We start from the raw sequence: 25986 nt of genomic DNA, 5'->3' as shown, positions 1-25986 counted from the left end.
CGGGGCGGGGGGCTGAGGAACAACAGACCGAAAACCGGCGGCAAGCCCCTTGCCGCAGATAACAGGGTCACTTCGCGCACTCTCAGCCCGGCGTAACCGCAGCTCAGCGTGACCGATGCCGCAGCTATCAGGGTGTTATCCGTGGGGAGACTTCAAGGCCGCTCCGGCCCCGGCGACCCGTCAGATCGGCAGCGCAGCGCGCACCATGCTCAGCATCGCGCGCTCGGCCGCCTCCTCCTCGTCTTGGTCCACGTTGACGCTGTCCCGCCCTCGGGTTGCACAGCAGGTACACCGGCCGAGGGCCGTGCCGGCCGGCCCTGATGAACGCCTCTTCCAGGACGGTGAAGTCGATGCGGCCGTCCTCGCCCAACGGGGCCTCCTGGACGCGCCGTCCGGTGTGCTGCACGAAGTGGTAGAAAGGCGGGTAGACGGGGCAGTTGAGGACCACCGCGTCGGTCGGGGCGGAGAGCACGTCCAGGAGTTCCACCACGCCCCGCATGACGTCCGGCATCATCGCGGTGCGCTCCACGGCGACGCCGTCCCAGCCCCACCGGCGGCGGGCGAAGCCGGCGAGGGCCTCGGCATAGGCGGTGCCGATCGGGTAGCCGGTGTCGCCGAGCGCGACCGCATCGGTGCTCGCCCGGGCCACCGGCTCGGCGAGCGGCACATCCATCTCCGCGACGGACAACGGCAGCACGTCACCGGGGTAGGCGCGTCTTCTCACTCGTCCGCAGCCGGAGCCGGTCGAGGGGGACCTGCCGCAAAGGGTTCACCGGGCCGGAGAAACCACCGTTCGTGCCGTTCATGCCGCAAAAGGGTATGCGGTCTGCCCGGCCAAGTGTTTGCTTTTTCTCGCTGGCTGCTGGGCTTTGGTGGGAGAAGCTTGCTCATGGATGGCATCGACCGCGTGATTCTTGCGCAGCTCCAGAGGGACGGGCGGCAGACGACGTCGACCGCCTCATGTCCACCCTCGTCATGAAACGCGTCATCGCCCCCCGCCCCCTGCCCCTGTAACAGCCCACGAGGTCCGCTCTCCGCCCACGGCCGCTGTCGAGGTGTCAGCGGTCGAGGCGGCGATAGCGGCGGACCGACAGCGGGAGGAAGACCGCGATGAGCAGCAGCGGCCAGGCCAGGGCCATGACCGCGGCGTGCTCGGCGATCCAGGTGGTGCCGCCCGCTCCGGGGTTGCCGAACAGGGCGCGGGTGGCGGCCATGGTGGCCGACAGGGGGTTCCACTCGGCGACGGCGGCGAGCCAGCCCGGCATGGTGCCGGTCCAGGCGAAGGCGCTGGACAGGAAGCCGACGGGCCAGACGAGGATCTGGACGGCCATGACGGCTTCCGGGCCGTTGAGGGCCAGCCCGAGGTAGATGCCGACCCACAGGAACGCGAAGCGCAGCAGCAACAGCAGTCCGACGGCGAGGGCGGCGCGGGCGGGGCCTTCGTGCCAGCGCCACCCCACGGCCAGGCCGCAGGCGATCATGACGAGGAGGCCGAGGACGGTGTTGAGCATGTCCGCGACGCTGCGGCCGAGGACGACGGCGGAGGAGGCGATGGGCAGGGAGCGGAAGCGGTCGGTGACGCCCTTGGCGGCGTCGCGGGCGACGGCGGTGAAGGTGGCTTCGATGCCGAAGAGCATGGTCATGGCGTACATGCCGGGCATGAGGTATTCGCGGTAGTCGCCGCCGCCCGGTATGGCCATGCCACCGCCGAACAGGTAGCCGAACATCAGCACGATCATGACGGGGAACAGCAGGCCCGCCACGACCTGGCCGGGTTTGCGGGCCCAGTGGCTGAGGTCGCGCAGGGTGACGGTCCAGCCGTCGGCCAGGGCCCAGCGCAGCCGCGCGGCCGCGGTGCGGGGGATCTCGGGTGTGGTGACGGTCATGCCGCGGCTTCCCTTTCTGCACTGTCGTCCGTGCCAGTCAGGTGGAGGAAGACCTCGTCCAGGGTGGGTCGTCGTACGGCGATGTCCGCCACGGCGATCCCCGCGGCGTCCAGGGCGCGCAGGACCTCGGGGAGCGCGGCGGACCGGTCGCGTACGGGTGCGCTGACGCGGCGGGAGTCGGCGTCCACGTCGACGGCGGTGCCGCCTGGGGAGCCCGTCACCCGGCCGGCGATCGCGGCGGCGGCGGGCAGGTCGGCGGTGTGGCGCACGACGACGTCGAGGCGGTCGCCGCCGAGCGCGGACTTCAGCTCGTCGGGGCTGCCCTCGGCGACGATGCGGCCGGCGTCGACGACCGAGACGCGGGAGGCCAGCTGGTCGGCCTCCTCCAGGTATTGAGTGGTGAGGAGCACGGTGGTGCCCGCGGCGACGAGGGTGCGGACGGCGTCCCACACCTCGGTGCGGCCGCGCGGGTCCAGCCCGGTGGTGGGCTCGTCGAGGAACAGCACCGGCGGGGAGCAGATCATGCCGACCGCCAGGTCGAGGCGGCGGCGCATGCCGCCGGAGTAGTGCCCGACGGGCTTGGTCCCGGTGTCGGAGAGGCCGAACCGGGCGAGCAGTTCGTCGGCGCGGGCACGGGCCGCGGCCGGGCGCAGGTGATGGAGGCGGCCGAACATGACGAGGTTCTGCCTGCCGCTGAGCACCTCGTCCAGCGCGGCGTGCTGGCCGACCAGGCCGATGCTGCGGCGTACGTCGGCGGCCTGCCGTACGACGTCGAAGCCCGCGACGCGGGCGGTGCCGCCGTCGGGGCGCAGCAGCGTGGTGAGTATCCGGACGGCGGTGGTCTTGCCGGCGCCGTTCGGCCCGAGCAGGCCGTGCACCGTGCCCTCGCCGACGGCCAGGTCGACGCCGTCGAGGGCGGGGGTGTCCCCGTATCGCTTGCGTAGCCCTTCGGCCGCGACCGCGTAGGTCATGATGATTCCTCCAAGCTTCCGTACGGTGTACGGTACCTGTTACGGAATCAGGGTGTGCATAGAATTCGCAGGCGATGACGGAGTACAGCTCGCAGGGAGACCCGGCGCGGAGTCTGGCCCTGCTGTGGCGCACGGGTGAGCGGACCGGGCGCAAGGGCAAGCCGGAGATCGGGGTCGACCGGATCGTGCGCGCGGCGATCGACGTCGTCGACGCCGAGGGCCTGGCCGCGCTGTCCATGCGCAAGGTCGCCGAGCAGCTCGGCGTGGGGACGATGTCCCTCTACACCTACGTCCCCGGCAAGTCCGAGCTGATCGACGTCATGCTCGACACCGCGTACGGCGAACTGCCCGCGCCCGCCGAGGTGCCGGGCGGCTGGCGGGGCAGGCTGGAGCTGATCGCGCGGGAGAACCTGGCGCTCTACCGGCGGCACCCGTGGATGCTGCAGGTGTCGACGGCCGCCCGGCCCCCGCTGGGCCCCAACCTCATCGCCAAGTACGACTACGAGTTGCGGGCGGTCGACGGCATCGGCCTGGACGACCTCGAGATGGACTCGGTCGTCACGCTGCTGAACGGCTACGTGAGCGGCGCGGCGCGGGGCGCGGTGGAGGCGGCGCAGGCGCCGGGGGCCACCGGCGTCACCGACGAGCAGTGGTGGTACGCGCACGCGCCCTACCTGGCCAAGGTGTTCGACCCCCGGCGTCACCCGGTCGCCGCCCGGGTGGGCGCGGCGGCGGGCGAGGCGTACAACGCGGCCTACGACCCCGACCAGGCCTTCGAGTTCGGCCTGCAGCGCGTGCTCGACGGCATCGAGGCGTTCGTCGCCGCCCGCACCGCCGGATAAGGCACCGTCCGAAGACGTGCCGGTCAAAGAGAGGCAGGGGGCGGCCGGCTGCTCCGGCGTTGAGCCAGTCGGCTCGCGCACCCACTCCTCGACATAGGCGTGTAGCTGTCCGTTGCCGGCCTCCCAGCCGTATCGGAACATGGCCTGGAGGCGGTCCTTCAGCGGCGAGAAGCCGGGGCCGTCCGGTCGTTGCCGACACGGGTGATGCGGGCGAGTGTGCCGATCTCCAGCGCGGTCCACAGCGCGCCGTCCGGGCCCAGGGCGATGCCGTGGGGCTCGCAGCCGGGGGTGGGCAGGTCGTGCACCTCGATGACTCCGTCGGTGATCAAGCCGACGCGATTGGCGCCCCACTCGGTGAACCACACGGTGCCGTTGGCGTCGGTGGTGATGGCATGTGGCCGGGCGGTGCGGTCGGGCAACGGGAACTCGGTGATCTGGCCGTCGGTGGTGATGCGCCCGACCTGGCCGGCGGCGATCTCGACGAACCACAAATCGCCGTCTTCGCCTGCGGTGATCCCCACCGGTGCGGCGGCCTCGGTCGGCAGGGGATGGAGGGCGACCGTGCCGTCGGTGCTGATCCTGCCGATCGCGTTGGCCTGGTTCAGGGTGAACCACATCGCGCCGTCGCCTCCGGCGGTGATCGCGGAGGGGAAGGCGCCGCTCACGGTGAGCGGAAACTCGGTGATCTGGCCGTCGGTGGTGATGCGGCCGATGCGGTCGGCTGTGGTCTCGGTGAACCACAGCGCGCCATCCGGTCCGGGAGCGATGCCGAACGGCCCGCAGCCGGCCGTGGGCAGGGTGAACTCGCCGATGGCGCCGTCGGTCGTGATCCGCCCGATGCGGTTCGCCTGGTATTCGGTGAACCACAGGGCACCGTCCGGTCCGGCGGCGATGATCGTCGGCCTGCAGGCCGGGTCGAGCTGATAAGTCGCCGGTTCGCCGCCGGGGACCAGCCTGCCGATCTGGCCGCTCTGGGCCAAGGTGAACCACAGCGCGCCGTCCGGACCCGTTGTGAGCGCGTACGGCCCGCCATCACGGCCGGTCACTGCGAATTCTTCGATGGAGATCTGAGTCAACGAACCTTCTCCTTGGATGTGGAGTGAATGGGTCGATGCCGGCCGTGGGTGCGCACCAGTGGCCGCGTGCGTGGCGCCCCGGAAACGGCGGCTTGGTTCCCACCGCGTGACGGTCGGTCAGATGACCGAGGCCGCAGCCCTGGCCTGAGACAGTGGAGGGAGGTGGGTTCGGAGCCGGTCAGCGCTCCACGTCGTCAGTGAGCAGGAACGCGGGCAGCGAACGGTCCCAGCCCGGCACGTTCAACGCGTTGAGCGCCGAGACGATGCGCTTCTCCTCGTAGACGAAGTGCGTCTCCATCAGCGCCGCCAGGCTGTCCATCTCGCGCCGGACTTCGGCCGGGTCGGCCTCCTCGTCCAGCCCGGCGACAAGCGCCTCGAGCCGTTGCAGGGAGTCCTCCACCAGCCGGTGGTCGCGGCGCAACTCCTCCAGCACCGGGCGCAGTTCGGGGAACTGCTCGGCGACTTCGGGGAACGCGCTGTCGTCCTCACCGGTGTGGTGCCGGGTCAGCGCCGAGCAGAAGGTCAGACAGTGGGCCCGCAGGTCGCGCAGTCGCGCACCGCCGACGAAATAGGCATCGACGTCTTCACGCAGCCCTGCCAGCTCCTCGCGGAGCCAGAGGTGTACGTCAATCAACTGGTTGCCGAACGCCAGCAGGCGCTGGTCAGATCTCACCAAAGGTCGTTTCCGTGAGTTCGGCGCCTCCATGCCCTCGGCGGTCTCTCTGCCGGGTACACCGCGACGCTGTCAAGATTTTTACCGACTTCGCAGAGAAACTGTCAAATTCGTCAGCCCAGGCCAGAGCGGCGTGTGATCCTCCCGGCCGATGTCCGGGAACGACCGCGGCCGCTCCATAAAGAGTCGGTAGGCCCGGCGGCGGATCCGCGCGTGCCTGCGTGACTCCGTCCTCTCGTCCGTGGAACCTGCCCTGGCGGAGATCCGCGCAGCGGCGCGGAGGGGACGGAGGCAGGGCGATGGCGACCACCGCGGGCGAGGCCCGGGCCGGTGTGACGCCGGTCAGTCTGCGGCTGCCGGGGATCGTGCTCGGGGTGGGACTCGGCGGGTTCGTCGACGGCATCCTGCTGCACCAGCTTCTGCAGTGGCATCACATGCTGAGCAGCACCAACAGCGACCGCATCGGGGTGAAGTACTACAACCCCCACACCGTCTCCGGGCTGGAGATGAACACGGTGTGGGACGGCGTCTTCCACGCCGTGTGCTGGCTCGCGGTGCTCATCGGCCTCGCGATCCTGTACTCCAGGGTCACCCGCGAACGGCGCCGGGTGTGGACCTCGCGGGTGCTGTGGGGCTGGGTCCTGGCCGGTTGGGGGATCTTCAACCTCGTCGAAGGCGTCCTGGACCACCACATCCTGGCCATCCACCACGTCCGCGGCGGTCCCTACCAGCTCTGGTGGGACATCGGTTTCCTCGTCCTGGGCGCGCTGCTGCTCGCCGGGGGCTACCTGCTCGCGCGCAGCGGGCGGTCCTTCGACCCCGCCGAGACCCCCGCACGATGAACCACGGAATGATGAACCAGGGCACGATGGATCACGGCACGATGGATCACGGCACGCACTTCGCGGGGTTGTCCGGGGTGCTGCCGGTCCTCGCCCTGCTCGTCTACCTGCACCTGGCCCGGCGGGCGCGCCGCCGCAACCCGGTTGCGGGCTGGAGCCGGTGGCGTACGGCGGGCTTCGCCACCGGGGTCGTCCTGTCGGCCGCGGCGCTCCTGCCGCCCGTCGCGCCCTTCGCCCACGCCGACTTCCGCGGCCACATGGTCCAGCACATGCTCATCGGCATGTACGCCCCGCTCGCATTGGTGCTGGGGGCCCCGGTCACCCTGCTGCTGCGGACCCTGCCCGTCGGCGGCGCGCGGCGGCTGAGCGCCGTCGTGCACAGCCGTCCCGGCCGGCTGCTGACCCATCCGGCGACCGCCCTGCTGCTGTCCACCGGCAGCCTCGTGGTGCTGTATTTCACCCCGCTCTACAGCGCCGTGACGGCCCAGCCCGCCGGGCACGGGCTGCTGCACGCGCACTTCCTGCTGTCGGGGTGCCTGTTCGCGCACGTCATCGCCGGTCCCGACCCCGCGCCCGCCCGGCCCGGCGTCCGGGCCCGTCTGGTCTACCTCGGCTGTGCCATCGCCGTGCACGCGGTCGTCGCGCAGCTGATGTACGGCGGATTCTGGGTGGAGATCCACGCGCCCATTCCCGAGGTCCAGGGCGGCGCGGAGATCATGTACTACGGCGGCGACATCGCCGAACTCCTCCTCGCCGCCGCTCTCGTCTCCACCTGGCGTCCCGAGCGCCGCATCCGCTCCGTCAGCGGCCGGGTCGTACGGGCCTGAAACACACCGGCCTGCCGCCGCGGTGCGGGGCAGGCCGGTTGCGGGGGGAGTGACGACCCTCAGGCGCGGGCGGCTATCCGCGTCAGGAGCGGCTGGACCAGGCGGGCCGCCAGGGGGCCGAAGGCCGCCAGGATCAGGACGTACGTCGCCGCCAGCGCGCCCAGGTCGGGATGGGCGCCTGCGGCCACCGCCAGCCCGGCGATGACGATGTTGAACTCGCCGCGGGGGATGAGCGCGATGCCGGCGCGGACCCGTCCGGCGCGGGCGATGCCGGCGCGGCGGGCGGCGTAGATGCCGGTCATCAGCTTGGTGATCATCGTCACGAGGGCCAGGCCCGCGGCCAGGCCGGCGGAGGGCAGGATCTTGGTGGGGTCGGTCTGCAGGCCGAAGAACACGAAGAAGACCGCGGCGAACAGGTCGCGCAGCGGCGCGAGCAGCGCCTGGGCGTCTTCGGCCAGCTCGCCCGACAGCGCGATCCCGACGAGGAACGCTCCGACGGCGGCCGACACCTGCAGCTGCTGGGCCAGCCCGGCCACCAGCAGCGCCAGCCCGACCACCTTGAGCACGAGCACTTCGGAGTTGGGGCTGGCGACGAACGCCTCGATGTAGCGGCCGAAGCGCAGCGCGACCAGCAGGACCACGCTCACCGCCACGAGGGCGATGGCCACGGTGATCGCCCCGGCGAGCAGGCTCAGGCCCGCCAGCATGGCGGTCAGGACCGGGAGGTAGACCGCCATCGTGAGGTCCTCGAACACCAGCAGCGACAGCACGACCGGGGTCTCCCGGTTGCCGATCCAGCCCAGGTCGGACAGGACCTTGGCGGTGATGCCCGAGGAGGTGGCGTAGGTGACGCCGGCCATGGCGACGGCGGCGACCGGTCCCCAGCCGAGGAGCAGCGCCAAGATCGCGCCGGGGGCGGCGTTGAGCACGAGGTCGACCAGGCCGGCGCGGGCGTTGCCCTTGAGGCTGGTCATCAGCTCGTCGGCGTTGTATTCCAGGCCGAGGGTGAGCAGCAGCAGGATGACGCCTAATTCGGCGCCGGTGGCGGTGAAGTCCTCGCTGGTGGCCAGCGGGAGGATGCCACCGGTGCCGAAGGCCAGGCCCGCGATGAGGTAGAGAGGGATGGGGGAGATGCCGACGCGCAGCGCCAGTGCTCCGAGGATGCCGAGTCCGAGGACGACGGCGCCGAATTCCAGGAAAAGTATGGCCGTATTGTGCACGCGCTGCCCTCAGCCGCTGGCGAAGATGTCGGCGACGGCGGCGGTGCTGTCCTCGCTGCCCACCACGACCACGATGTCCTCCCCGGCGAGGAGGAAGTCGGGGGCGGGGCTGGCGAACACGTGCCCGGCGCGGGCGACGGCCACGATGGAGGCTCCGGTGCGGGTGCGCACCTGCGCCTCGCCCATGGGCCGGCCGGCGTAGGGGGAGCCCGGCGAGATCGGCAGCTGGACGCTGACGAGTCCCTCGACCTCACGGTGCAGGGCGTTGAGCCGCTGGACGATCCGAGGGGCGCCGAGCAGCTCGACGAGCGCGTCCGCCTCCTCGTCGTTGAGTTTCACCGTCTCGCAGGCCCTATCGGGATCGTCGGGATCGTAGATCACCAGGTCGCGCCGCCCGGTGCGGTGGGAGACGACCCCGATCCGCCGTCCCGAGCGCGTGGTGAACTCGTGCCGCAATCCGATCCCCGGCAACACCGTCTGCTCGACATCCACGGCGCCGCTCCTCCGTTCTGATAAGCCAACACTTGCCCAGGAACCTACCAATAATGGACGTAGGTCTCATTTCCGCGGTCTTCGCAGGTGTCGTTGCGGGTATGACAAGCTGACGGCGTGGACGACGACCTCGAACACGCTCTCGTCTCGGTAGGGCCCCGGCTGCGCGCGTTGCGCCGGCAGCGCGAGACGACCCTGGCCGACCTGTCGGCGGCGACCGGCATCTCGGTGAGCACGCTGTCGCGGCTGGAGTCGGGTGCCCGCCGGCCGACCCTCGAACTGTTGCTGCCCCTGGCCAAGGCACACGGGGTCACGCTGGACGAGCTCGTCGACGCCCCGCAGACGGGGGATCCGCGCATTCACCTGCGGCCGGTCGTCCGCTTCGGCATGACGATGCTGCCGCTGACCCGCCGGGCCGGGGGCATCCAGGCGTACAAGCTGGTGATCCCTGCGGGCAGCGCCAGGAGGCAGCCGGAGCCGAAGACCCACGAGGGGTACGAGTGGCTCTACGTGCTCAACGGGCGGCTGCGGGTGGTCCTCGGCGAGCAGGATCTGGTGCTGTCACCGGGCGAGGCGGCCGAGTTCGACACCCGGCTGCCGCACTGGTTCGGCGCCGCCGACGCCGAAGCGGTCGAGTTCCTCAGCCTGTTCGGCCAGCAGGGCGAGCGCGCCCATCTGCGCGCCCGCCCGAAAGCGAAGCAGGAGCCTAAGCGGGCCGGCGGGCGAGAGTGAGCATGTGGCCGCTGACCCCGAGAAGTGACGGCACGCGCTCCAACGTGCGCTGTGCGTCGAGCATGAGCCTGCGGCGTTCGGGGTCGTCGAGCCAGTCGTTCACGTCGCCGTACAGCCAGAAGGCGCCCTCCAGGCCGTACCGCTCGGCGTCCGGGAGCCCCGCGTCGGCGAACTCCCCGGGCACCTCGTCGGGGTCGTGCAGGTAGGCGGAGAAACCCTGCACGGGACCCAGCAGGCGGCCGTCCTCCATGGCCTCGCGCGCGGCCCGGCGGTGTGGTTCCTGGTCGTAGACCCCCAGGTAGACCATGTCGTGCACGGCCGCGTAGCGGTTGATGGTGGCGGCGGCCACCAGTCCTCCGGGGCGCACCACGCGGCGCGCCTCGGTCAGGGCGGCGACCCGGTCGGCGCGGTCGGCCAGGTGGTAGAGCGGGCCCAGCAGCAGGACCGCGTCCGCGCTCGCGTCCGGCAGGGGCAGATCGCGTGCGTCGCCCAGTCGCGCGGTCAAGCCCGGCAGCGTCGCGGCCCGCTCGACGTGGAGCGGGACCGGGTCCAGCAGTTCGACCTCGTAGCCGTCGGCGACCAGCCATTCGGCGTGCACGCCGGTGCCGCCGCCGACGTCGATCACCCGGGCGGGCGGTGACGGCAGTGCCCGGCGCAGCACGTCCTGCGTCCGCCACAACTCCAGCCGGCCCCGTCCTCTACGGAGCCTGCTGTCTTCCTTGTCCTGCTCGTAGTAGGCGAGCACTTCCCGGGTCACCGTCATGGACCGATCACACTCCGTCTCGTCGTCGGTGTGGTGCTAGGGCCTGTCTCAAAGCCTGGTGAGCCAGTCGTCTATCGCGGTTATGAGAATGGCGGCTTGGTAGCGGACGGCGAGTTTGTCGTACCTGGTCGCGATGGCGCGGTGGCGTTTGAGCCGGTTGATGCCACATTCCACAGCATGACGGGCGCGGTAGTCGCGGGCGTCGAAGGTGAAGGGACGACCGCCGCGGCTGCCGCGCCGCAGGCGAGCGGCGATGCGATCGGCTGGTTCGGGGATGGTGCATCTGATCCCGCGCTGGCGCAGGTAGGCGCGGATCGCCCGGGAGGAGTAGGCCTTGTCGGCGCGGACGACCTCAGGCCGGGTACGGGGCCGGCCGGGCCCGAGCCGGGGGACGCGGATGCCGGCCATGACCGCCTGGAACTGTGGTGCATCGCCCCGCTGGCCGGCGGTCAGCACCAGCGACAGCAGCCGTTGGCCCTGCTCACAGGCCAGGTGCAGCTTGGTCGACAAGCCGCCGCGTGAGCGTCCCAGCGCGTGGTCGACCGGCTCGGTGCTCACCCCACCCGGCGGTTCGGCCTGCAGACGCGGATCGCGCCGCGCGCCTGCCGCGTGCTGATGGGCCCGCACGATGGTGGAGTCCACCCCGACCTGCCAGCCGATCAGTTCGGCGGCATCAGCCAGGGCCTGCAGCCGGGTGAGGATCTTCTGCCAGACACCGGCCCGCTGCCAGCGTCGAAACAGGGCGTACACCGCCTGCCAGGAGCCGTAGCACTCCGGCACGTCCCGCCAGGGAGCCCCGACCCGTACCCGCCACCGGATCCCGTCGATGAGCTGCCGCTTGGTCCACTTCGACGGCCGCCCTGGTCTGCTCGGCGCAGGCAGCAGCGGCTCCAGCCGGGCCCACTGCGCATCGGTCAGGTCGAACCGCCTCGTCACCGCTAAGGTGGCCAACGAGGTCTCCGGTGTTCAGGTTCTTCTTGGTCGATGAACCCTCTACCGGAGACCTCACTGCTTGTCCGGGCACGACACGCCGTCAGTCAGCGGACTTCGAAACAGGTCCTAGATCGTGTCTAGGCCGCCGGCTCGGCGGGGAGCCAGATCCGGTGGCCGCCGGGCACCTCATGGTAACGGCGCAGCGCGGCCAGGCCGCTGAGCCAGCCGGTCCAGCCGGCGTACGGCGGATTGCCCGTGTCGAAGCCGCTCTGGACGAACGTCAGGTGGGTCTTGCCGCCGCTGTCCTCCAGTTCCCAGGTGACGACGCCGCCCGGTCCCCAGTCGGCCGACATCGTCTTGCCGGGAACCAGGTCGATGATCTTCGCGGGGTGCGGGTCGGCGTCCAGGCCGCCCATGGCGAAGCGCCCGCCGACGTGCGGCTCGATGCCGATGGGGTATCCGAACCAGTCGCTCGCCTTGTCCGAGTCGACCAGGGAGTCGAAGACCTGCTCCACTGGGGCGTCGACGACCATCTCGCCGCGGAAGTCGGCCGAGGTGAAGTCGGGCTGGGGGCCGATCTCCCGCCCCTCGACGTAGTCGGCCAGGTTGGACAGCGCCAGCGACCAGAAGGTCTGCAGCACGCCCCGGATGCTCGCCCCGGTGATGACGTCCTGGAAGTCGAAGTGGCTCTGCGACAGGGTCAGGACGGTCGTGTCCGGAGTCTCCTCCGCCAGCGTGATCTCGGTGGTCGTCTCCACGCCGTCCAGCAGCCAGGCGAAGCGCAGCGTGTGGTCGTCGGCGTGCAGCGGGCGCTGGTGGGGGGCGTCGCCCTCGGGGGTGCGGCGGCCCCAGAACGCGTAGCGGCCGGGCAGGTCGGCCTCGGCGTGCTCGGCCAGCCACACCCGCATCGCGGCGGAGTCGGTCAGCGCGTGGCGCACCTCCTTCAGCGGAGCCGCCAGGCGGACACGGACGATCATCGGTTCACTCACGGTCGTCTCCCGGGGGGTAGTGGGGATAGCAGGCCACGGCGAGCTTGAAGGCGTCGCCTTCGTCGCCGCCGTAGCGGGTGAACAGGTCCTGCAGCGCGGTGCGCAGGTCGGCCAGGAACTGCTGGCGCCGTTCCGGCGGCACGCGCACCTCGCCGGACACGCCGATGGACGGCAACTCCGGCGCCGTCCGGTCGAGGCCGGCGATGTCGGCCTGCACCTCTTCCATGAGGTCGAGCAGGTAGCCCAGGCTGAGCTCGTCCTGCCGCCGGCGCAGCCCGCCGATGCGGCCCACCAGGCCCGGCGACAGCCAGTAGGAGCGGGCGCTCGCCTGGTAGATGCCTTCGGTGATGCCGCGCACCCGCCGCTCGGAGACCTGGTCGACCAGGCCCGCCTCCACCAGGCGTTTGACGTGGTAGTAGACCCGCTGCGGCGTCTGGTCGAGCGCCGCCGCCACCTCGGTGCACGTGCGCGGCACGGCCAGTTGCCGCAGCACCTCGATGCGCTGCGGTTTGAGCAGTGCCTCGGCCTGCTCGATCTGCTCCAGGTACAGGACGTCTCTCATCGCAAAAACAATGTTGTACGTAAAAACTCTCTTTGTCAATCGCTCGTGGAAGGAGAAAGGGGGCGCCCGGCAGGGGTCGGCTACCCGCAGTCGGCGGCGCGGGCCAGGAACAGGGCCCGCTCCCGCTCGTTGGCGGTCAGGGACGCCGCGCGCTCGAACTCCCGCCGCGCCTCGTCCGTACGGCCCAGCCGGGCCAGCAGGTCGCCGCGTACGGCGGGCAGCTGGGGGTAGCCGCGCAGGGCCTTGTCGTCGGCGACGGCGTCGGCGATCTCCAGCCCGCGCGCGGGGTCGCCGGCCATCGCGACCGCGACGGCGCGGTTCAGCTCGACCACGGGGGAGGGCGCGACGTGGGCGAGCACCCGATAGAGGGCGGCGACGCGCTCCCAGTCGGTGTCCTCGAGGCGGGCCGCCCGGGCGTGGCAGGCGGCGATGGCCGCCTGCAGGGCGTACGGCCCGAAGGCGCCGCCGAGCGACTCGGCCAGCTCCAGCGCCTCCAGCCCCCGGCGGATCAGCAGCCGATCCCACAGGCGGCGGTCCTGGTCGGGGAGCAGGACCGGTGCCCCGTCCGGTCCGGTGCGCGCGCGCAGGCGGGAGGCCTGCAGTTCCATCAGCGCGGCCAGGCCGTGCACCTCAGGTTCGCCGGGGAGCAGGCCCGTCAGGAGGCGGCCCAGGCGCAGCGCCTCGTGGCAGAGGTCGGGACGGGTCCAGTCGTCGCCCGCCGTGGCCGAATAGCCCTCGTTGAAGATCAGGTAGACGACTTCCAGCACCGAGGCCAGCCGCTCGGCCAGGTCGTCCGGGGACGGCATCTCGAACCTGACCCCTTTGGCGGCCAGGGTGCGCTTGGCGCGGACGATCCGCTGTGCCACCGCCGGCTCGGTGGCCAGGAAGGCCCGGGCGATCTCCCCGGTGGTCAGGCCGCCGAGCAGGCGCAGCGTGAGCGCGACGCGCGCCTCGGTGGTCAGCGCGGGGTGGCAGGCGGTGAGGACGAGCCGCAGCATGTCGTCGCGGATGTGGTCGTCCATGCCCGCGTCCGGGTCCGGCTGCGGCCTGCTCTCGATGTCGCGGCCGATCTCCTGGAGCTTGCGCTCGTAGCGGCTGCGCCGCCGCAGGTGGTCGATCGCGCGGTGCTTGGCGGTGGCCATGAGCCAGGCGCCCGGATTGTCCGGCACGCCCGCCTCCGGCCACTGCTCCAGCGCGATGAGCAGCGCGTCCTGGGCGAGTTCCTCGGCCAGGCCGACGTCGTCGACGAGGCGCGCCAGCCCCGCGACGAGCCTGGCGGACTCGATCCGCCAGACCGCCTCGATCGCCCGGTGCGTCGGGGTTGCACTGTGCGTCGGGGTTGCACTGTGCGTCGGGGTTGCACTGTGCGTCTGAGTTGCACTGTGCGCCGCGAGCGGCGCCTCGGTATCCGTCATGGGCCGGTCACGGGGTGCTCAGGCCGGGGGGTCTCAGGCGGGGCGTGCTCAGGCCGGCGGGGCGAAGTCCTCGGGGCCGAGCACCTTGACCACCTCGGCCTCGCCCTCCCAGCCCTCCCACAGGTCGCGGTGCAGGCGCATGAAGCGCGCGGCCCACTCGACCGCCTCCTCCTTCGACCGCACGTCGTACAGGGCGTAACTGATCAGCTCCTTGGACTCGGTGAACGGGCCGTCGGTCACGCTGAGCCTGCCCTCGGCCATGCGCACCCTCGCCGCGGACGCGCTGGGGGCCAGCCCCGCGGTGTCGAGCAGCGCCCCGGCGACGGTCGCCTCCTGGCCGAGCTTGGCGATGGCCTCCATGAGGTCGGCGGGCGGCGGGGTGGCGGGCTGGGCGGCCCTGAGCAGGATCATGTAACGCATCGATCGTCTCCTTCCGGTCAATGATCTATCAGGTGGACGCGGGACGGGTCAGGCGTTCCGGTAGGTCTGCACGGCGAGGGCGCTGATCCAGGCCCAGCCGAGCACCACGGCGCCGGTGAAGGCGAGGTTGGCCCAGGCCGCGCCCGCGCCGGAGGCCACGGCCAGGAACCCGGCCGCGAACAGCGCGCCGGTCGCCCGTGAGCTCCACGCCCAGGCCGCCTGCCCGCGCCGGGCGAAACGGCGGGCGAGGACGAAACAGGCCGCGACCAGGCAGGCGAACCCGACGCCGCCGGAGGCCAGGTGCGCGACACCGTGCCAGCTCACCTCGCCCGCCGGCACGCCCCGGGGGAAGCCCTGGGCCGGGTCGGCCCGGAAGGCCCCTGCCGCCAGCAGGCTCAGGCCGTACGCCGCCAGCAGGCGGGGGGCCCAGCCGCGGCCGTGGGCCCGGCGCAGGCCGGCGGCGAAGGCGATGGTCATCGCCCCGGCCAGCACGAAGTTCGCGATGTGGATCCAGCCGAGGTCGCCGTTGGCGAGCAGGCTCCAGGCGTGCCGGGTCAGGTCGAATCCGTCCCGGGTCAGGGCCTCGGTCAGCGACACCCCGACGTAGACCGGGCCGGCGATCACGCCGTACCCGAGCAGGCTGCGGGTGACGCTGGTCTCGCGGTCGCAGGTGCGGGCGGCGTGGGCGGTGACGGTGGTCATGGGTGGTTCTCCCTTCGGCCGGGCCGGTCCCTCACCGGCCCTTCACCCACTCCTCGAACGGGACGCCCTCGGATCGACACGCCTCCAGGATTTTCTTCAAGATTTTTTCCGAGCAGGGCGGCGGCACCAACGGTGAACTCCCTGGGGGCGAGCTCGGTGCCGAGCAGCGTGAAGAACTCGCAGGTCAGCCAGAACGGCTGTGAGGAAAATACCGCCGACGTGCCGTGGGATCCGGCCGGCAACCGCCGGCAGGGCTCGACCGCTTCATTCCTGAGCGGAGGCCTGCGGCTTCAGACGCCCGCCGGTCCGTTGTAGTCGGTGACGGCATAAACCTGCAGGAGCCTGTCGACTCCGCGAAGGAAGGTCTCGCAGATCAGCGCCGGGTCGAACAGGCAGCCGGCGGCCATGGCACCGTCGCGCATCATCACGAAGTGGCGGGCAGCGGGCTCGGCGCCGGTCTCCTGGATCTTGGCCAGCAGTTCCGTGACGGTTTCCAGGAACCATTGGCGGTGGGCGAGCACCGCCTTGTGCACCGGGGACTCGGGGTCGGGATACTCGGCGGCAGCGTTGAGGAAGGCGCATCCCCGGAAGCCGGGGGACTGGATGCTTTGGGTGATGGACGTGCTGAGGGCCCGGATGGTGTCGGCCGGTGGTCCGGCGGTCACAGCCTCGTCCGCCTGTCCCCGCATGGCTCGGTCGACCTCGTTCAGGTAGGCGAGGACGAGGTCTTCCTTGCCGGGGAAGTGCCGGTAGAGGGTGGCCCGCGTCACCTGTGCTTCGGCGACGATGCGATCGATGCCGACGGCGTGGATGCCCTCCGCGTAGAAGAGCCGGGTGGCCGTGTTGAGCAGCCGGGACCTCGCTTCGGACGGCCGGCCTTCAGGTTGGCTGGACATGCCACCATCCTAGCGGATAGAACGTTCGGTCTTGACAGTCTGTGTCGTAGGTTGCCATGCTTTTACGAGACAGAACGTTCGGTCTCGTTAGGGATGTCTAGTAGCGGCTCGTCGTATTCACGTACGCACCAGTGGCTGCCACGACCAGGGGCGTCGGGCAGGGCCATCCGCCAGGAGCGCCTCCATCGGCACGAGTGAGGCGGGGGCCTGGCAGACCACCCCGTCCTGGTGCCTGGTCAGCAGGCAGGACCAGGCCATCGCTGCTCGCCCACCCGATCGAGAAGGCCGACCACGGGCCGCTCTGAACCGCTCTCCACATCGCTCATCCACCAAAGGATCAACATGCGCACTATCGCTGCTTCGCCCGATGTTTCCGGGACCGCGTCCACACTGCGACGGCTGTACTTCGTCCGGTTCGCGTTCGCCATCGTCTGGGCCCTCGTGATGTTCACGACCGCCTCGAACCTGGGTCCGCTCGCGGTCGCTCTGCTCGTGCTCTACCCGCTGTTCGACGTGGCCGCCGCCGTCGTCGACGCCCGCGCGTCGCGCACCACCGGATCGCCTGCCCTGCTGTACGTGAACATCGCGGTCAGTCTGATCACCGCCATCGGCGTGGCCATCGCCTGCGCGTCTGGTATCCCGGCGGTGCTGCGGGTGTGGGGTGCTTGGGCGGTCGTGGCCGGGCTGGTCCAGCTGATCGTGGGTGTCACTCGCCGCAAGATGGGCGGCCAGTGGCCGATGATCATCAGCGGCGGCATCTCCGTATTCGCCGGTGCGTCGTTCATCGCTGGTGCCTCCGCGGCCAGCCCGACGCTGATCAACGCGGCCGGGTACGCCATCCCCGGCGGCATCTTCTTCCTCATCTCGGCCTTCCGTCTCGGCCGCGCCGCGAAGGGCAACTGACATGGACGGCAACACCTACGACATCGTCGTCCTCGGGGCCGGTCCGGCCGGGGAGAACGTCGCCGACCGGGTGGTGCAGGGTGGGCTGAGCGCCGTCGTCGTCGAGCGCGAGCTCGTCGGTGGGGAATGTTCCTACTGGGCCTGTATGCCGACCAAGGCGTTGCTGCGCAGCGCGGCGGCGTTGCGGGCGGCGCGTCAGGTGCCCGGGGCGCGCGAGACGGTGACCGGTGGTCTCGACGTGGCCGCGGTGCTGGCCCGCCGGGATTCCTTCGCCTCGCATTGGAAGGACGACGGTCAGGTCGGCTGGCTCGATTCGGCCGGGATCGCTCTGCTCCGCGGCCAGGGCCGGATCGTGTCCGCGGGCGTGGTCGAGGTGACCGGCGACGACGGCGTCGCGGTCACCTTGACGGCCCGGCACGCGGTGGTTATCGCGACCGGAAGCGGCGCGCTGATACCGGACATTCCCGGTTTGCACGAGGCCGCGCCGTGGACCAGCCGGGAGGCGGCCGCCGCGAGCGCGGTCCCCGGTCGGCTCGCGATCATCGGTGGTGGCGTGGTGGCGTCGGAGATGGCAACCGCCTTCGCCGCCCTGGGGTCCTCGGTGACGATGCTGGCCCGTGACGGTGTGCTACCGCTGGCCGAGCCGTTCGCCGGCGAGCGCATCACCGAGTCGTTGCGGGAGGCCGGTGTATCGGTACGCGTCGGCGCGGAGGCCGCATCCGTGCACCGCGACGAGGCCGGAACGGTGCACATCACGACGACCGACGGCGAGCAGGTCGAGGCCGACGAGCTTCTGGTGGCGATCGGCCGGATACCGAACACCGAGGACATCGGTCTCGGTGCCGTCGGCCTGACGCCGGGTGCCTGGCTCACGGTGGACGACACGCTGCGAGTGGTCGGGGAGGACGGGGCGCCAATCGGTGATGGGTGGCTGTACGCCGTCGGTGACGTCAACCGGCGAGCGCTGCTGACCCACCAGGGTAAATACCAGGCCCGCGCGGTCGGCGACGTCATCGTGGCGCGTGCGAAGGGCGAAGCGGTCGACGACGGCCGGTGGGGCCGGCACGTCGCCACGGCTGACGAGTGCGCGGTGCCCCAGGTGGTCTTCACCGAACCGGAGATCGCGTCGGTGGGGCTGACCGCCGCCGCAGCCGAGGCCGCCGGGGTACGGATCCGCGTCGTCGACTACGACCTGGGCGCCGTCGCCGGATCCGCCCTGCACGCCGACGGCTACCGGGGGCACGCCCGCATGGTCGTCGACGAGGACAGGAAAGTGATCGTCGGCTTCACGCTCGCCGGCCCGGACGTCGCAGAACTGCTGCACGCCGCGACGATCGCGGTCGTCGGCGAGGTTCCGCTGGACCGGCTGTGGCATGCGGTTCCGGCGTTCCCCACGGTCACCGAGGTGTGGCTGCGGCTGCTGGAGGCGTACGGCCGCTGACCGCCGGGGCCGCCGGCAGCCGGCCACGCCAGCGGCTTGAGCTGGCTCGGGAAGACCGTCGTAGGGCGGTCGACGGAGCCTTAAGGCGTCACGAGAATCTACACGATGATGATAAAAATCGACGTTGTGTAGAATTTGAACCAAGGGGGGCAGTCCAGCTCCTTGCGGTTCTTCTCTGGAGAGAGCAGTGCAGAAGCAGAAGTGGCTCATCACCGGCGTCAGCAAGGGCCTTGGACGCGCCTTCGCCCAAGCCGCCCTGGCCGCCGGACACACCGTCGCCGGCACGGTCCGCTCCGAGGAGGACCTGCGGGCCTTCGAAGGGCTCCAACCCGGGCGCGCTCACGGCCGAATCCTGGACGTGACGGACGACGACGCCGTCTCGCGCGTGGTAGCGGAGGTGGAGCAGAGCCTCGGCCCTCTGGACGTCGTCGTCGCCAACGCCGGCTACGGCCTGGAGGGCACCTTCGAGGAAACCCCGCTCGCCGAGGTGCGGCGGCAGTTCGAGGTCAACGTATTCGGGGCAGTGGCCACCCTGCAGGCAGCTCTGCCCCACATGCGCCGGCGCCGTCGCGGGCACCTGATGGCCGTCACCTCCATGGGCGGGCTCATGGCCGTGCCCGGCATGTCCGCCTACTGCGGCAGCAAGTTCGCGCTGGAAGGCATCCTCGAGGCACTGGGCAAGGAGGTCGCACAGTTCGGCATCCATGTCACGGCGATCGAGCCCGGCTCCTTCCGTACCGACTGGGCCGGACGGTCCATGACGCGCGCCGCGCGGACTATCGACGACTACGACGAGCTGTTCACTCCCATCCGTGAAGCGCGGCAGAAGGCAAGCGGGAACCAACTGGGCAATCCGGCCAAGGCCGGGGAGGCCGTCGTGCACATCGCGTCGGTCGACCGGCCGCCGGCCCATCTCGTCCTGGGTTCGGACGCGCTGCGACTGGTCACCGCCGCGCGCGCGGTCGTGGACGAGGACATCCGCGCAGGGGAGGCGCTTTCCCGTACGACCGACTTCGCCGACGGCGCTCAGCTCTGATGCCCGGCCACCACCCCGCGCGGAGCCGGCGCACCACCGAACGCAAGGGCGATGTCCGGGAGCGCGCCATTCTGGACGCCTGCGAAGCCCTGCTGGCGCAGAAGGGCTACGACGCCATGACCGTCGGCGACATCGCCCAGGGCGCCGGCATCACACGCGGTGCCCTGTACTTCTACTTCGGCTCCAAGCAGGAAGTGGTTACGGCACTCGTGGCCCGGACCGTCGAGCACCTGTGGGAGCGGTCCCGGGCCACCGCGCAGGCCGAGGAGCCGCGCCAGGCCATCGCAGCAGCCATGCGGCGCACGGTCGAGCTGTGGAACGAGCACGGCCTGGTCTTCCGCACGGCGATCGACCTGTCGTTGACCGTGCCGGAGATCGGCGTGCTGTGGAGCCGTACAGCTGACTTGTTCATCACGGCCATCGCCGCCGTCTTGGAACGAGCCGGCGTTCAGGCCGGCACCGAACCAGACCAGGCGTCGGCGATGGCACGCACCCTGTGCTGGATGATCGAGCGGACCTTCTACCACGCCTCACAAGAGTCCCGCGAGGAATTGCAGAAGGCATCTTCGACCTGCGAACATATCTGGCTGATCAGCGCTGGCATGCACGGTGAAGCTTGAGAACCGAACCTCGCGATTGTGGCCAAAGCTTCATGCATGGGCCTCCAGATCAGGTTCCAGGGTCCGGTCTCGGAAACAGCGCTGGCGCGGTTGTCCGTGCTCGGTTTCGGGGTCAGGCCGCGCGAACGCAGAAGGGGTGTCCGGCCGGGCTGGTGTAAATACGGGAGCCCGGCTGAGTGGAGGCGACGACATCGTCAGTCGGTCGCAGCCGTCGACCGCCGGCGTCGAGCACCCGCTTGTCCGCGGTCGCCGCGTCGTCCGTGCTGAGGTCGAAGTGCATCTGCTGGGAGGCGCCGTAGGGCCACTGCGGCGGCGCATGCCCGGGAGCGTGCTGGATCACGATCATGGGGAAGCCGTCGATCTGCAGAAAGCGGTGCGTCGCCGTCCTCGTGATCGAGCCGCCGAGTAGCCCGTGTCAGAACGGGCTCTCGCTGTCCAGGTCCGCGGCGTCTACGATCAGTGACGTCAGGCTGAAGGTCATGGTGTTTCTCCTCGAATCGCGTGCGGGGGTGCGGCTCAGACCACGGGGATGATGCCGCCGTCGACCCGGAACTGGGCGCCGGTGAGCCATTTGGCGCGGCCGGAAGCGAGGAACGCGATCATCTCTGCGACGTCCTCGGGTTCGCCGGTGCGCCCCATCGGCACCTTCAGGTGGTCCACGATCTGCTGCTTGACCTCGTCGATGCCCACGTTCTGGCTGTCGGCCATCTGCTGAAGATGGTCGACCGCTCCCTCGGTGACGACGAAGCCCGGCAGAACGCACACCACGCGTACGCCGTGCTCGCCCACCGCCGTCGCCAACTCGCGGCTGTAGGCGTTGAGGGCCGCCTTCGATGCCGCGTACGACGCCTCGGCAGGCTGGGGAAGGTGGCTGGCGATGGAGGAGACGTGCACCACGACGCCGGAGCCACGCTCGACCATCCCGGGAACCAGGGCCCGGTCGAGCCGGACCGCGCTGAGCAGGTTCATCTCCAGGTCGGCGAGCCAGGACGCGTCCGACCGCTCCAGGGTCGGCATCGGTCCGGTTGCGGCTCCGGCGTTGTTGACCAGAACGTCGATGCCTCCCACGCTGTCCACCACGCGTCGGGCGAGTTCCGTCGCCCCCTCCTCCGACCGCAGGTCGGCGGGAATGAAGGTGGCGGGCAGGTCTTCCGGGGGAGCGGTTCGCGAGGCCGTCAGCACGGTGGCGCCGGCTGCGGCGAAGCGACGAGCCGTCGCCTCCCCGAGCCCTCGGCTACCGCCGGTCACCAGCACTCGCAGGCCGGCGAACTGTTCGTGCTCGATCGTCATGGGCGTACTCCTTCAGTAAGGTGAACCCGGCTCCGGAAACTGTACACACAAACGGAGTCGGACTCACCTTATGGAGGACCGTTGCCGTCATCTCGTCCACTGCGCGCCGATGCCCGCCGCAACCGCGAAGCGCTCCTGGCCGCGGCGCGTGAGGCGTTCCTCGCCGACGACGCCGCCCATGTGGAGGAGATCGCCCGCCGAGCCGATGTGGCCGTCGGCACGCTGTACCGCCACTTCGAAACGCGCGAGGCGCTCGTCGCGGAGGTGTACCGCCAGGAGGTCGCCGAGCTCTGCGCAACCCCCGCCCGGCTGCTCGCGCGACACGCCCCGGACGAAGCACTGCGCACCTTCCTGCTGCTGCTCGTGGAGCACGCGGCAGTAGGCAGAGGGCTGGGTGAGGCGCTGGAGAGCATCATGGCAACCGATTCGCCGGTCTTCGACGACGCGCGCGACGAGATGGCCCGCGCCCTCGACGAACTTCTCGCCGCAGGTGTCGCAGCCGGCCTCGTCCGCAGTGGCATCAGCGGGCGCGTCGTGCTGCGCGCCCTCGGCGGCATCTGCGGGATGCGCGCCAAAGGCTGGAAGGACGATGCGCTGCGCATCGCCACGATCCTCTATGACGGGTTGCGCTACGGCGCAGCGAACCACGGCTAGATCGACCACAGCGCATCCGAAGACGGGTGTCCGCACGCCTGAGCGGCCGGCCGTCGGCGGGTGGTCCGGCGTCCTGCGTTCGGCCGGTGGGATACGTTCTAGCTGGGCGCCGGACGGCGAGTGGTCCCGGCCGCGCCCATCGAACACGAGGAGACCAGGCACGTTGCCCCACACGCACGACCACACGCACGACCACGGGGACGACCGCGCGGACGCCCCTGCCGGCTCCGGCCACGACCGGCGAACCGACCTGCGGGCCGACTGCGCGAACTGCTTCGGACTGTGCTGCGTCGCGCTGCCCTTCGCCGCCTCGGCCGACTTCGCGATCAGCAAGGACGCCGGGCGGCCGTGCCCCAACCTGCGGGACGACTACCGCTGCGGCATCCACGCGCGTCTGCGGGACAGCGGCTTTCCCGGCTGCACCGTCTACGACTGCTTCGGCGCCGGGCAGAAGGTCTCGCAGGTCACCTTCGGGCGCAGCTGGCGGGATGATCCGCACACCGCGGCGCGGATGTTCGAGGTCTTCCCCGTCGTACGGCACCTGCACGAGCTGCTGTGGTACCTGGACGAGGCGATGTCCCTGCCGGTGACCCGCCCGATCCACGCCGAGCTGCGCGACGCGTTCGAGGAGACCGAACGCCTGACCACGGGCACCCCCGACGACCTGCTGGGCGTGGACGTCGCCGCCCACCGTGAGAAGGTCAACGTGCTGCTGCTGCGGACGAGCGAGCTGGTGCGGGCGTCGGCCGGAGGCCGCGCCGCCGACCGCAGGGGAGCCGACCTCATCGGCGCCCGGCTCAGGAAGGCCGACCTGCGCGGAGCCAACCTGAGGGGCGCCTACCTCATCGGCGCGGATCTGCGCGAGGCCGATCTGCGCGGCGCGGATCTCATCGGGGCGGATCTGCGCGGGGCCGACCTCGGCGGCGCCGACCTCACGGGGAGCGTCTTCCTCACCCAGGTCCAGGTGAACGCGGCAAGGGGAGACGACGCCACGAAGCTGCCCCCGGCCCTCACCCGTCCGGCGCACTGGTCGGGCCCGGCGGCCCGCCCGGCCGCCGCGGCGGGCCGGGCCTCCACCCGCCGCCCGCGCCCCCGCCGCGGGCGCGGATAGAGACTCCTTGCCGGCGGCTAGGGTGTCCTCCTGTCGCCGGCCGAGGCGGGCGGCGAGCCCGGGGTTTTCTCGCGGATGTGCCAGGTCTCTCCGGGGCACATGGGCCGCCCGTAGGTGTAGCGCTTCCCGGTCTCCGTCGTCGCGGTGAACCGGTCGTCGGGCAGGGGAGTGACCCGGCAGCGGTTTGGCGGCGGAATCTTCTCGATGGATCCGCCGGGAGGAAGGTTGGCGTACAGGTCGCCTCTGTTCCAGGTGACCACGACGTTCTCGCCGGTTTCATTGACGATGTTGAAGATCTCGTCCCGGTAGGGCTGGCACGCGGCCAGGGCGAAGGTCACCAGGACCACCGCCCCGGCCAGCGGCCGAATGCGCAAGCGGCTCGCGCGTGATGCCACTTGTCCTCGTCTCTGCCGGCTATGTGTTCTTGGAGAAGAACGCTGATGTGGGCACGTCGAAGAACCGCGGCTGATAGTTGTCCGGGAAGGAGGATCCTCTGGTCCAGCAGGTCAGATCCGTCGCGCTCGTGCTCACGGTGTAGGAGATGACGACCCTGCTCCTGTCCGGAAGGGCGTTGACATGCACGCGTGCTCCGTACACGGATGAATATCTGGGGTTGGTCTTGGTCTCTGGAGGAGTATAAAGGTCCACTTGGTCCGAGCCGAAGCCCCATGGGGTCGTGGCGGGCATCGCGACGATCTTTCCCGGTGCCTGTGAGGCGGGTGTGTGACGCACCAGCCAGAACCGTTCGTTGAGGTAGATGACACTGAAGTCGACTTCGGACTTGGGCTGGAGTGGCGTGGAAGCGCTGCAGGACGGGGACCACTGTGCCGATCCGTCGGCGGCCGTCCCCGCGAAGTACTGCCAGCGGGTCTGGTCGGCCGGATCCGCCGTGCTCGCCGTTCGTGCGAGGTAGAGCCTCTTGTCCGCGCTCGCCGCATCCGCCTCCCATCCGTAGATGTAGGTCATCCCGGCCTGATCCAGTAAGGAGGCTCCCCAGATAACGGGGTAACCCTGCCTGACGAAGCAGTCCTGGAGCCTTGTCGGTACGACGTTCGCCGTGTTGGTGTTCAGCAGATCGGTGTGGGAGAAGCGGGCATAGGCGGCGCGGGTGTTCTCGTCCCCGACGCCCTCGTAGTAGAACTTCACCAAGTCTGGAACCCCGATGGCGTCGGTGAGGAGCTTGGCGTCTCCGGTCCAGTATTGTGCGCCTTCGCCCGCAGGCGTTTTCGCGTATCGATCCCAGTCGTCTGCGTTGGTGTTCGTCTCTTGGCAGGTGCGCCCACCGGTGATCGTGCGCAGGGTGGAACCCTGCTGGACCACGATGGAGTTGCGGAGGTAGCTGACCTCGGTGCCGGGTGACTGTTTGCTCGGATCGCCGAGGAAGGTGTCGGAGAAGAACCATGCCCGGCCTCCCTCGGGTAGCGGGGTCGATTGGACGGCATCGCCGCCGCTCCAATCGGCGCAGCCGGCTGAGGCCGATCGGTTGGACCACATGGTGTTCAGGGTGCTGGTGGGCCGGGGTCCGCCCTGGGCGACGGAGGCGCTCCAGTTGATCGGGATCAGAGCGTCGTCGGCGTCGCCGGCATTTCCCATCAGGTCGGTTCGCACCGCTATCAAGGTTGCGACCTCGCCGGGTTCCAGACTGATGCTGACGTCGCCGTCGCCGGTGGACCGGCTCCAGTGAGACGGTGTGTCGGACGGACCGCCAGGGCCGGTCGGCCAGCTCACCAGTAGATACCGCAGGTCCGCGTCCGGGCTTGCCTGGGTGAGATGCATCGTGAGCACACTCTGGGTCGTGGTCGGCCCGGTGATTTCGAGATAGGCGGCGCCGCCCGGGGAAATCGCGGTCGTTCCCATCTGGGAAGATCGGCGCGGCAATCAATCGCATACGAGTGGGTAGTGGATGCTGCGCTTCGTATTACTTGGTCCTGTCGGTGTCAATGCGGATGGCGGGGGCGCGATTGCCTTGCCACCCACGGCGCGGACACTGCTGGCGGCACTTCTTCTGAGGGTGGGACGACGGTCGGCCAGGGAGAATTTGATCGGCCTGCTCTGGGATGATCCACCCAAGTCCGCGGAAGCCAACCTACGACAGCATCTTTCGATTCTGCGCACTCGTCTTGCCGAGCACGGCTGCTCAGAGCGGTTGATCACAATCCGCGGGGGAGGAGGCGGAGGGAGCAGCGCTTACGAACTCATCCTTGAAGCTGATGAGCTCGATGTCACCGTGTTCACTACGCACCTCGCGCACGCCCGCGCCGCTCTCCGGGATGGCGATCAGAGCCGGGCGATCAGTATGCTCGCCGCCGCGTCAGCCCTGTGGCAGGGGCGGGCCGGCGAAGACGTGACAGGGTCCCGGCTCCTTCGCGAGCATCTCGCCGGGCTGGACGCGCTGAGAGCCGAAGCCGAGGTGGATCTGTGTGAGCTCCGGCTCCACCGTGAACCCGCCCGTCATCTTCTCGGAGACCTACGGAGGTTGATCACGGCCCATCCATTGTGGGAGCGCCCCTACCTCCTCCTTGCTTAAGCGCTATGGGAGTCGGGAGACCCGGCGGCGGCACTTGGCACGCTCCATCGGGCCCGCGAGGTGCTCGGTGAGGAACTCGGGCTCGTTCCCAGCCGGCAATTCCACCGCCTGTACACGTGCATCCTCCGGCACGAGCCCGTCGCCGCCGCGGGCTGAACGACGC

The 25986-nt window shown here is 70.4% G+C and carries 29 protein-coding genes and 1 pseudogene; 11 read left to right on the top strand and 19 right to left on the bottom strand.

Translation table 11 applies throughout. From position 1 onward, the window contains the following. Positions 1-127: 127 nt before the first annotated feature. The 3 genes from ACQEVJ_RS23040 to ACQEVJ_RS23030 form a co-directional block, all read right to left on the bottom strand. The gene (locus ACQEVJ_RS23040) at positions 128-724 is read right to left on the bottom strand and encodes a hypothetical protein (RefSeq protein ID WP_433104220.1); all 597 of its coding nucleotides are present in this window, start codon (positions 722-724) and stop codon (positions 128-130) included. A gap of 334 nt (positions 725-1058) precedes the next feature. Continuing rightward, complete coding sequence (locus ACQEVJ_RS23035) at positions 1059-1886, bottom strand: ABC transporter permease (RefSeq protein ID WP_433104218.1); 828 nt, start codon at positions 1884-1886, stop codon at positions 1059-1061. Further along, the gene (locus ACQEVJ_RS23030) at positions 1883-2857 is read right to left on the bottom strand and encodes an ATP-binding cassette domain-containing protein (protein WP_433104216.1); all 975 of its coding nucleotides are present in this window, start codon (positions 2855-2857) and stop codon (positions 1883-1885) included. The genes ACQEVJ_RS23035 and ACQEVJ_RS23030 overlap by 4 nt, the downstream gene beginning before the upstream one ends. Positions 2858-2931: 74 nt before the next feature. On the opposite strand from ACQEVJ_RS23030, the gene ACQEVJ_RS23025 reads away from it, so the two are divergent. Beyond that, on the top strand, positions 2932-3699 hold the full coding sequence (locus ACQEVJ_RS23025) for a TetR/AcrR family transcriptional regulator (RefSeq protein ID WP_433104214.1): 768 nt from the start codon (positions 2932-2934) through the stop codon (positions 3697-3699). A gap of 158 nt (positions 3700-3857) precedes the next feature. Here ACQEVJ_RS23025 and ACQEVJ_RS23020 read toward each other — a convergent pair whose 3' ends face one another. After that, a complete protein-coding gene (locus tag ACQEVJ_RS23020) occupies positions 3858-4760 on the bottom strand; it encodes a Vgb family protein (RefSeq protein WP_433112907.1) in 903 nt (300 codons plus the stop codon). 193 nt (positions 4761-4953) lie between these two features. Continuing rightward, the gene (locus ACQEVJ_RS23015; RefSeq protein WP_433104212.1) at positions 4954-5448 is read right to left on the bottom strand and encodes a hemerythrin domain-containing protein; all 495 of its coding nucleotides are present in this window, start codon (positions 5446-5448) and stop codon (positions 4954-4956) included. Between the two features lie 299 nt (positions 5449-5747). On the opposite strand from ACQEVJ_RS23015, the gene ACQEVJ_RS23010 reads away from it, so the two are divergent. Together ACQEVJ_RS23010 and ACQEVJ_RS23005 are read left to right on the top strand one after the other, a co-directional pair. Continuing rightward, a complete protein-coding gene (locus ACQEVJ_RS23010) occupies positions 5748-6290 on the top strand; it encodes a DUF2243 domain-containing protein (RefSeq protein WP_433104210.1) in 543 nt (180 codons plus the stop codon). Then, complete coding sequence (locus ACQEVJ_RS23005; RefSeq protein ID WP_433104208.1) at positions 6287-7117, top strand: cytochrome c oxidase assembly protein; 831 nt, start codon at positions 6287-6289, stop codon at positions 7115-7117. Before ACQEVJ_RS23010 ends, ACQEVJ_RS23005 begins: the two co-directional genes overlap by 4 nt. A gap of 59 nt (positions 7118-7176) precedes the next feature. Here ACQEVJ_RS23005 and ACQEVJ_RS23000 read toward each other — a convergent pair whose 3' ends face one another. Further along, on the bottom strand, positions 7177-8337 hold the full coding sequence (locus ACQEVJ_RS23000) for a cation:proton antiporter (RefSeq protein ID WP_433104206.1): 1161 nt from the start codon (positions 8335-8337) through the stop codon (positions 7177-7179). A 9-nt stretch (positions 8338-8346) separates the two neighbouring features. Then, positions 8347-8829, bottom strand: a complete 483-nt coding sequence (locus ACQEVJ_RS22995; protein WP_433104205.1) for a cation:proton antiporter regulatory subunit — start codon at positions 8827-8829, stop codon at positions 8347-8349. 117 nt (positions 8830-8946) lie between these two features. Between ACQEVJ_RS22995 and ACQEVJ_RS22990 the strand changes: the two genes are divergently transcribed. Beyond that, positions 8947-9561, top strand: coding sequence for a helix-turn-helix domain-containing protein (locus ACQEVJ_RS22990; RefSeq protein WP_433104203.1), 615 nt, complete (start codon positions 8947-8949; stop codon positions 9559-9561). On the opposite strand, the gene ACQEVJ_RS22985 is transcribed toward ACQEVJ_RS22990, so the two are convergent. The 8 genes from ACQEVJ_RS22985 to ACQEVJ_RS22950 form a co-directional block, all read right to left on the bottom strand. Next, positions 9536-10324 carry a class I SAM-dependent methyltransferase gene (locus ACQEVJ_RS22985; protein ID WP_433104201.1) on the bottom strand — a complete coding sequence of 263 codons (789 nt, stop codon included), beginning with the start codon at positions 10322-10324 and terminating at the stop codon, positions 9536-9538. The genes ACQEVJ_RS22990 and ACQEVJ_RS22985 overlap by 26 nt on opposite strands. Positions 10325-10372: 48 nt before the next feature. Then, positions 10373-11275, bottom strand: coding sequence for an IS5 family transposase (locus tag ACQEVJ_RS22980; RefSeq protein WP_433101433.1), 903 nt, complete (start codon positions 11273-11275; stop codon positions 10373-10375). Positions 11276-11394: 119 nt separating this feature from the next. After that, on the bottom strand, positions 11395-12246 hold the full coding sequence (locus ACQEVJ_RS22975; RefSeq protein ID WP_433104199.1) for an SRPBCC domain-containing protein: 852 nt from the start codon (positions 12244-12246) through the stop codon (positions 11395-11397). After that, positions 12239-12808: an ArsR/SmtB family transcription factor gene (locus ACQEVJ_RS22970; RefSeq protein WP_433104197.1), complete on the bottom strand. Its 570-nt coding sequence runs from the start codon at positions 12806-12808 to the stop codon at positions 12239-12241. Before ACQEVJ_RS22970 ends, ACQEVJ_RS22975 begins: the two co-directional genes overlap by 8 nt. 80 nt (positions 12809-12888) lie before the next feature. Further along, entirely contained in the window at positions 12889-14223 is a 1335-nt protein-coding gene (locus ACQEVJ_RS22965; protein ID WP_433104195.1) for an RNA polymerase sigma factor, read from the bottom strand. Positions 14224-14271: 48 nt separating this feature from the next. Next, entirely contained in the window at positions 14272-14643 is a 372-nt protein-coding gene (locus ACQEVJ_RS22960) for a YciI family protein (protein ID WP_433104193.1), read from the bottom strand. A gap of 48 nt (positions 14644-14691) precedes the next feature. Beyond that, entirely contained in the window at positions 14692-15345 is a 654-nt protein-coding gene (locus ACQEVJ_RS22955; protein ID WP_433104191.1) for a DUF998 domain-containing protein, read from the bottom strand. A gap of 290 nt (positions 15346-15635) precedes the next feature. Further along, complete coding sequence (locus tag ACQEVJ_RS22950) at positions 15636-16241, bottom strand: TetR/AcrR family transcriptional regulator (protein ID WP_433104189.1); 606 nt, start codon at positions 16239-16241, stop codon at positions 15636-15638. Between the two features lie 342 nt (positions 16242-16583). On the opposite strand from ACQEVJ_RS22950, the gene ACQEVJ_RS22945 reads away from it, so the two are divergent. From ACQEVJ_RS22945 to ACQEVJ_RS22930, 4 genes are all read left to right on the top strand, one after another. Beyond that, on the top strand, positions 16584-17144 hold the full coding sequence (locus tag ACQEVJ_RS22945; RefSeq protein WP_433104187.1) for a hypothetical protein: 561 nt from the start codon (positions 16584-16586) through the stop codon (positions 17142-17144). A gap of 1 nt (position 17145) precedes the next feature. Continuing rightward, complete coding sequence (locus tag ACQEVJ_RS22940; protein WP_433104185.1) at positions 17146-18585, top strand: dihydrolipoyl dehydrogenase family protein; 1440 nt, start codon at positions 17146-17148, stop codon at positions 18583-18585. Between the two features lie 187 nt (positions 18586-18772). Continuing rightward, the gene (locus tag ACQEVJ_RS22935; RefSeq protein ID WP_433104183.1) at positions 18773-19621 is read left to right on the top strand and encodes an oxidoreductase; all 849 of its coding nucleotides are present in this window, start codon (positions 18773-18775) and stop codon (positions 19619-19621) included. Then, entirely contained in the window at positions 19621-20241 is a 621-nt protein-coding gene (locus tag ACQEVJ_RS22930) for a TetR/AcrR family transcriptional regulator (protein WP_433104181.1), read from the top strand. Before ACQEVJ_RS22935 ends, ACQEVJ_RS22930 begins: the two co-directional genes overlap by 1 nt. Positions 20242-20353: 112 nt before the next feature. On the opposite strand, the gene ACQEVJ_RS22925 is transcribed toward ACQEVJ_RS22930, so the two are convergent. Together ACQEVJ_RS22925 and ACQEVJ_RS22920 are read right to left on the bottom strand one after the other, a co-directional pair. Further along, positions 20354-20635: a VOC family protein gene (locus tag ACQEVJ_RS22925; protein ID WP_433112905.1), complete on the bottom strand. Its 282-nt coding sequence runs from the start codon at positions 20633-20635 to the stop codon at positions 20354-20356. Between the two features lie 122 nt (positions 20636-20757). After that, positions 20758-21531 (bottom strand): oxidoreductase, encoded by a 774-nt coding sequence (locus ACQEVJ_RS22920; protein WP_433104179.1) that lies wholly within the window; start codon positions 21529-21531, stop codon positions 20758-20760. 81 nt (positions 21532-21612) lie between these two features. Here ACQEVJ_RS22920 and ACQEVJ_RS22915 point away from each other — a divergent pair, with 81 nt between their 5' ends. Together ACQEVJ_RS22915 and ACQEVJ_RS22910 are read left to right on the top strand one after the other, a co-directional pair. Then, complete coding sequence (locus ACQEVJ_RS22915) at positions 21613-22185, top strand: TetR/AcrR family transcriptional regulator (RefSeq protein WP_433104177.1); 573 nt, start codon at positions 21613-21615, stop codon at positions 22183-22185. Between the two features lie 250 nt (positions 22186-22435). Next, positions 22436-23296: a pentapeptide repeat-containing protein gene (locus tag ACQEVJ_RS22910; RefSeq protein WP_433112902.1), complete on the top strand. Its 861-nt coding sequence runs from the start codon at positions 22436-22438 to the stop codon at positions 23294-23296. Positions 23297-23313: 17 nt separating this feature from the next. On the opposite strand, the gene ACQEVJ_RS22905 is transcribed toward ACQEVJ_RS22910, so the two are convergent. Beyond that, positions 23314-23691, bottom strand: coding sequence for a hypothetical protein (locus tag ACQEVJ_RS22905; protein WP_433104175.1), 378 nt, complete (start codon positions 23689-23691; stop codon positions 23314-23316). 19 nt (positions 23692-23710) lie between these two features. Next, on the bottom strand, positions 23711-25153 hold the full coding sequence (locus tag ACQEVJ_RS22900; protein ID WP_433104173.1) for a hypothetical protein: 1443 nt from the start codon (positions 25151-25153) through the stop codon (positions 23711-23713). A 46-nt stretch (positions 25154-25199) separates the two neighbouring features. On the opposite strand from ACQEVJ_RS22900, the pseudogene ACQEVJ_RS22895 reads away from it, so the two are divergent. Continuing rightward, positions 25200-25979: pseudogene (locus tag ACQEVJ_RS22895) on the top strand (AfsR/SARP family transcriptional regulator). The last annotated feature ends 7 nt before the right edge of the window (positions 25980-25986 follow it).

The organism is Microbispora sp. CA-102843, from assembly GCF_050936215.1.
GTDB lineage: Bacteria > Actinomycetota > Actinomycetes > Streptosporangiales > Streptosporangiaceae > Microbispora.
This window is presented reverse-complemented; position numbering and strand designations above follow the sequence as displayed.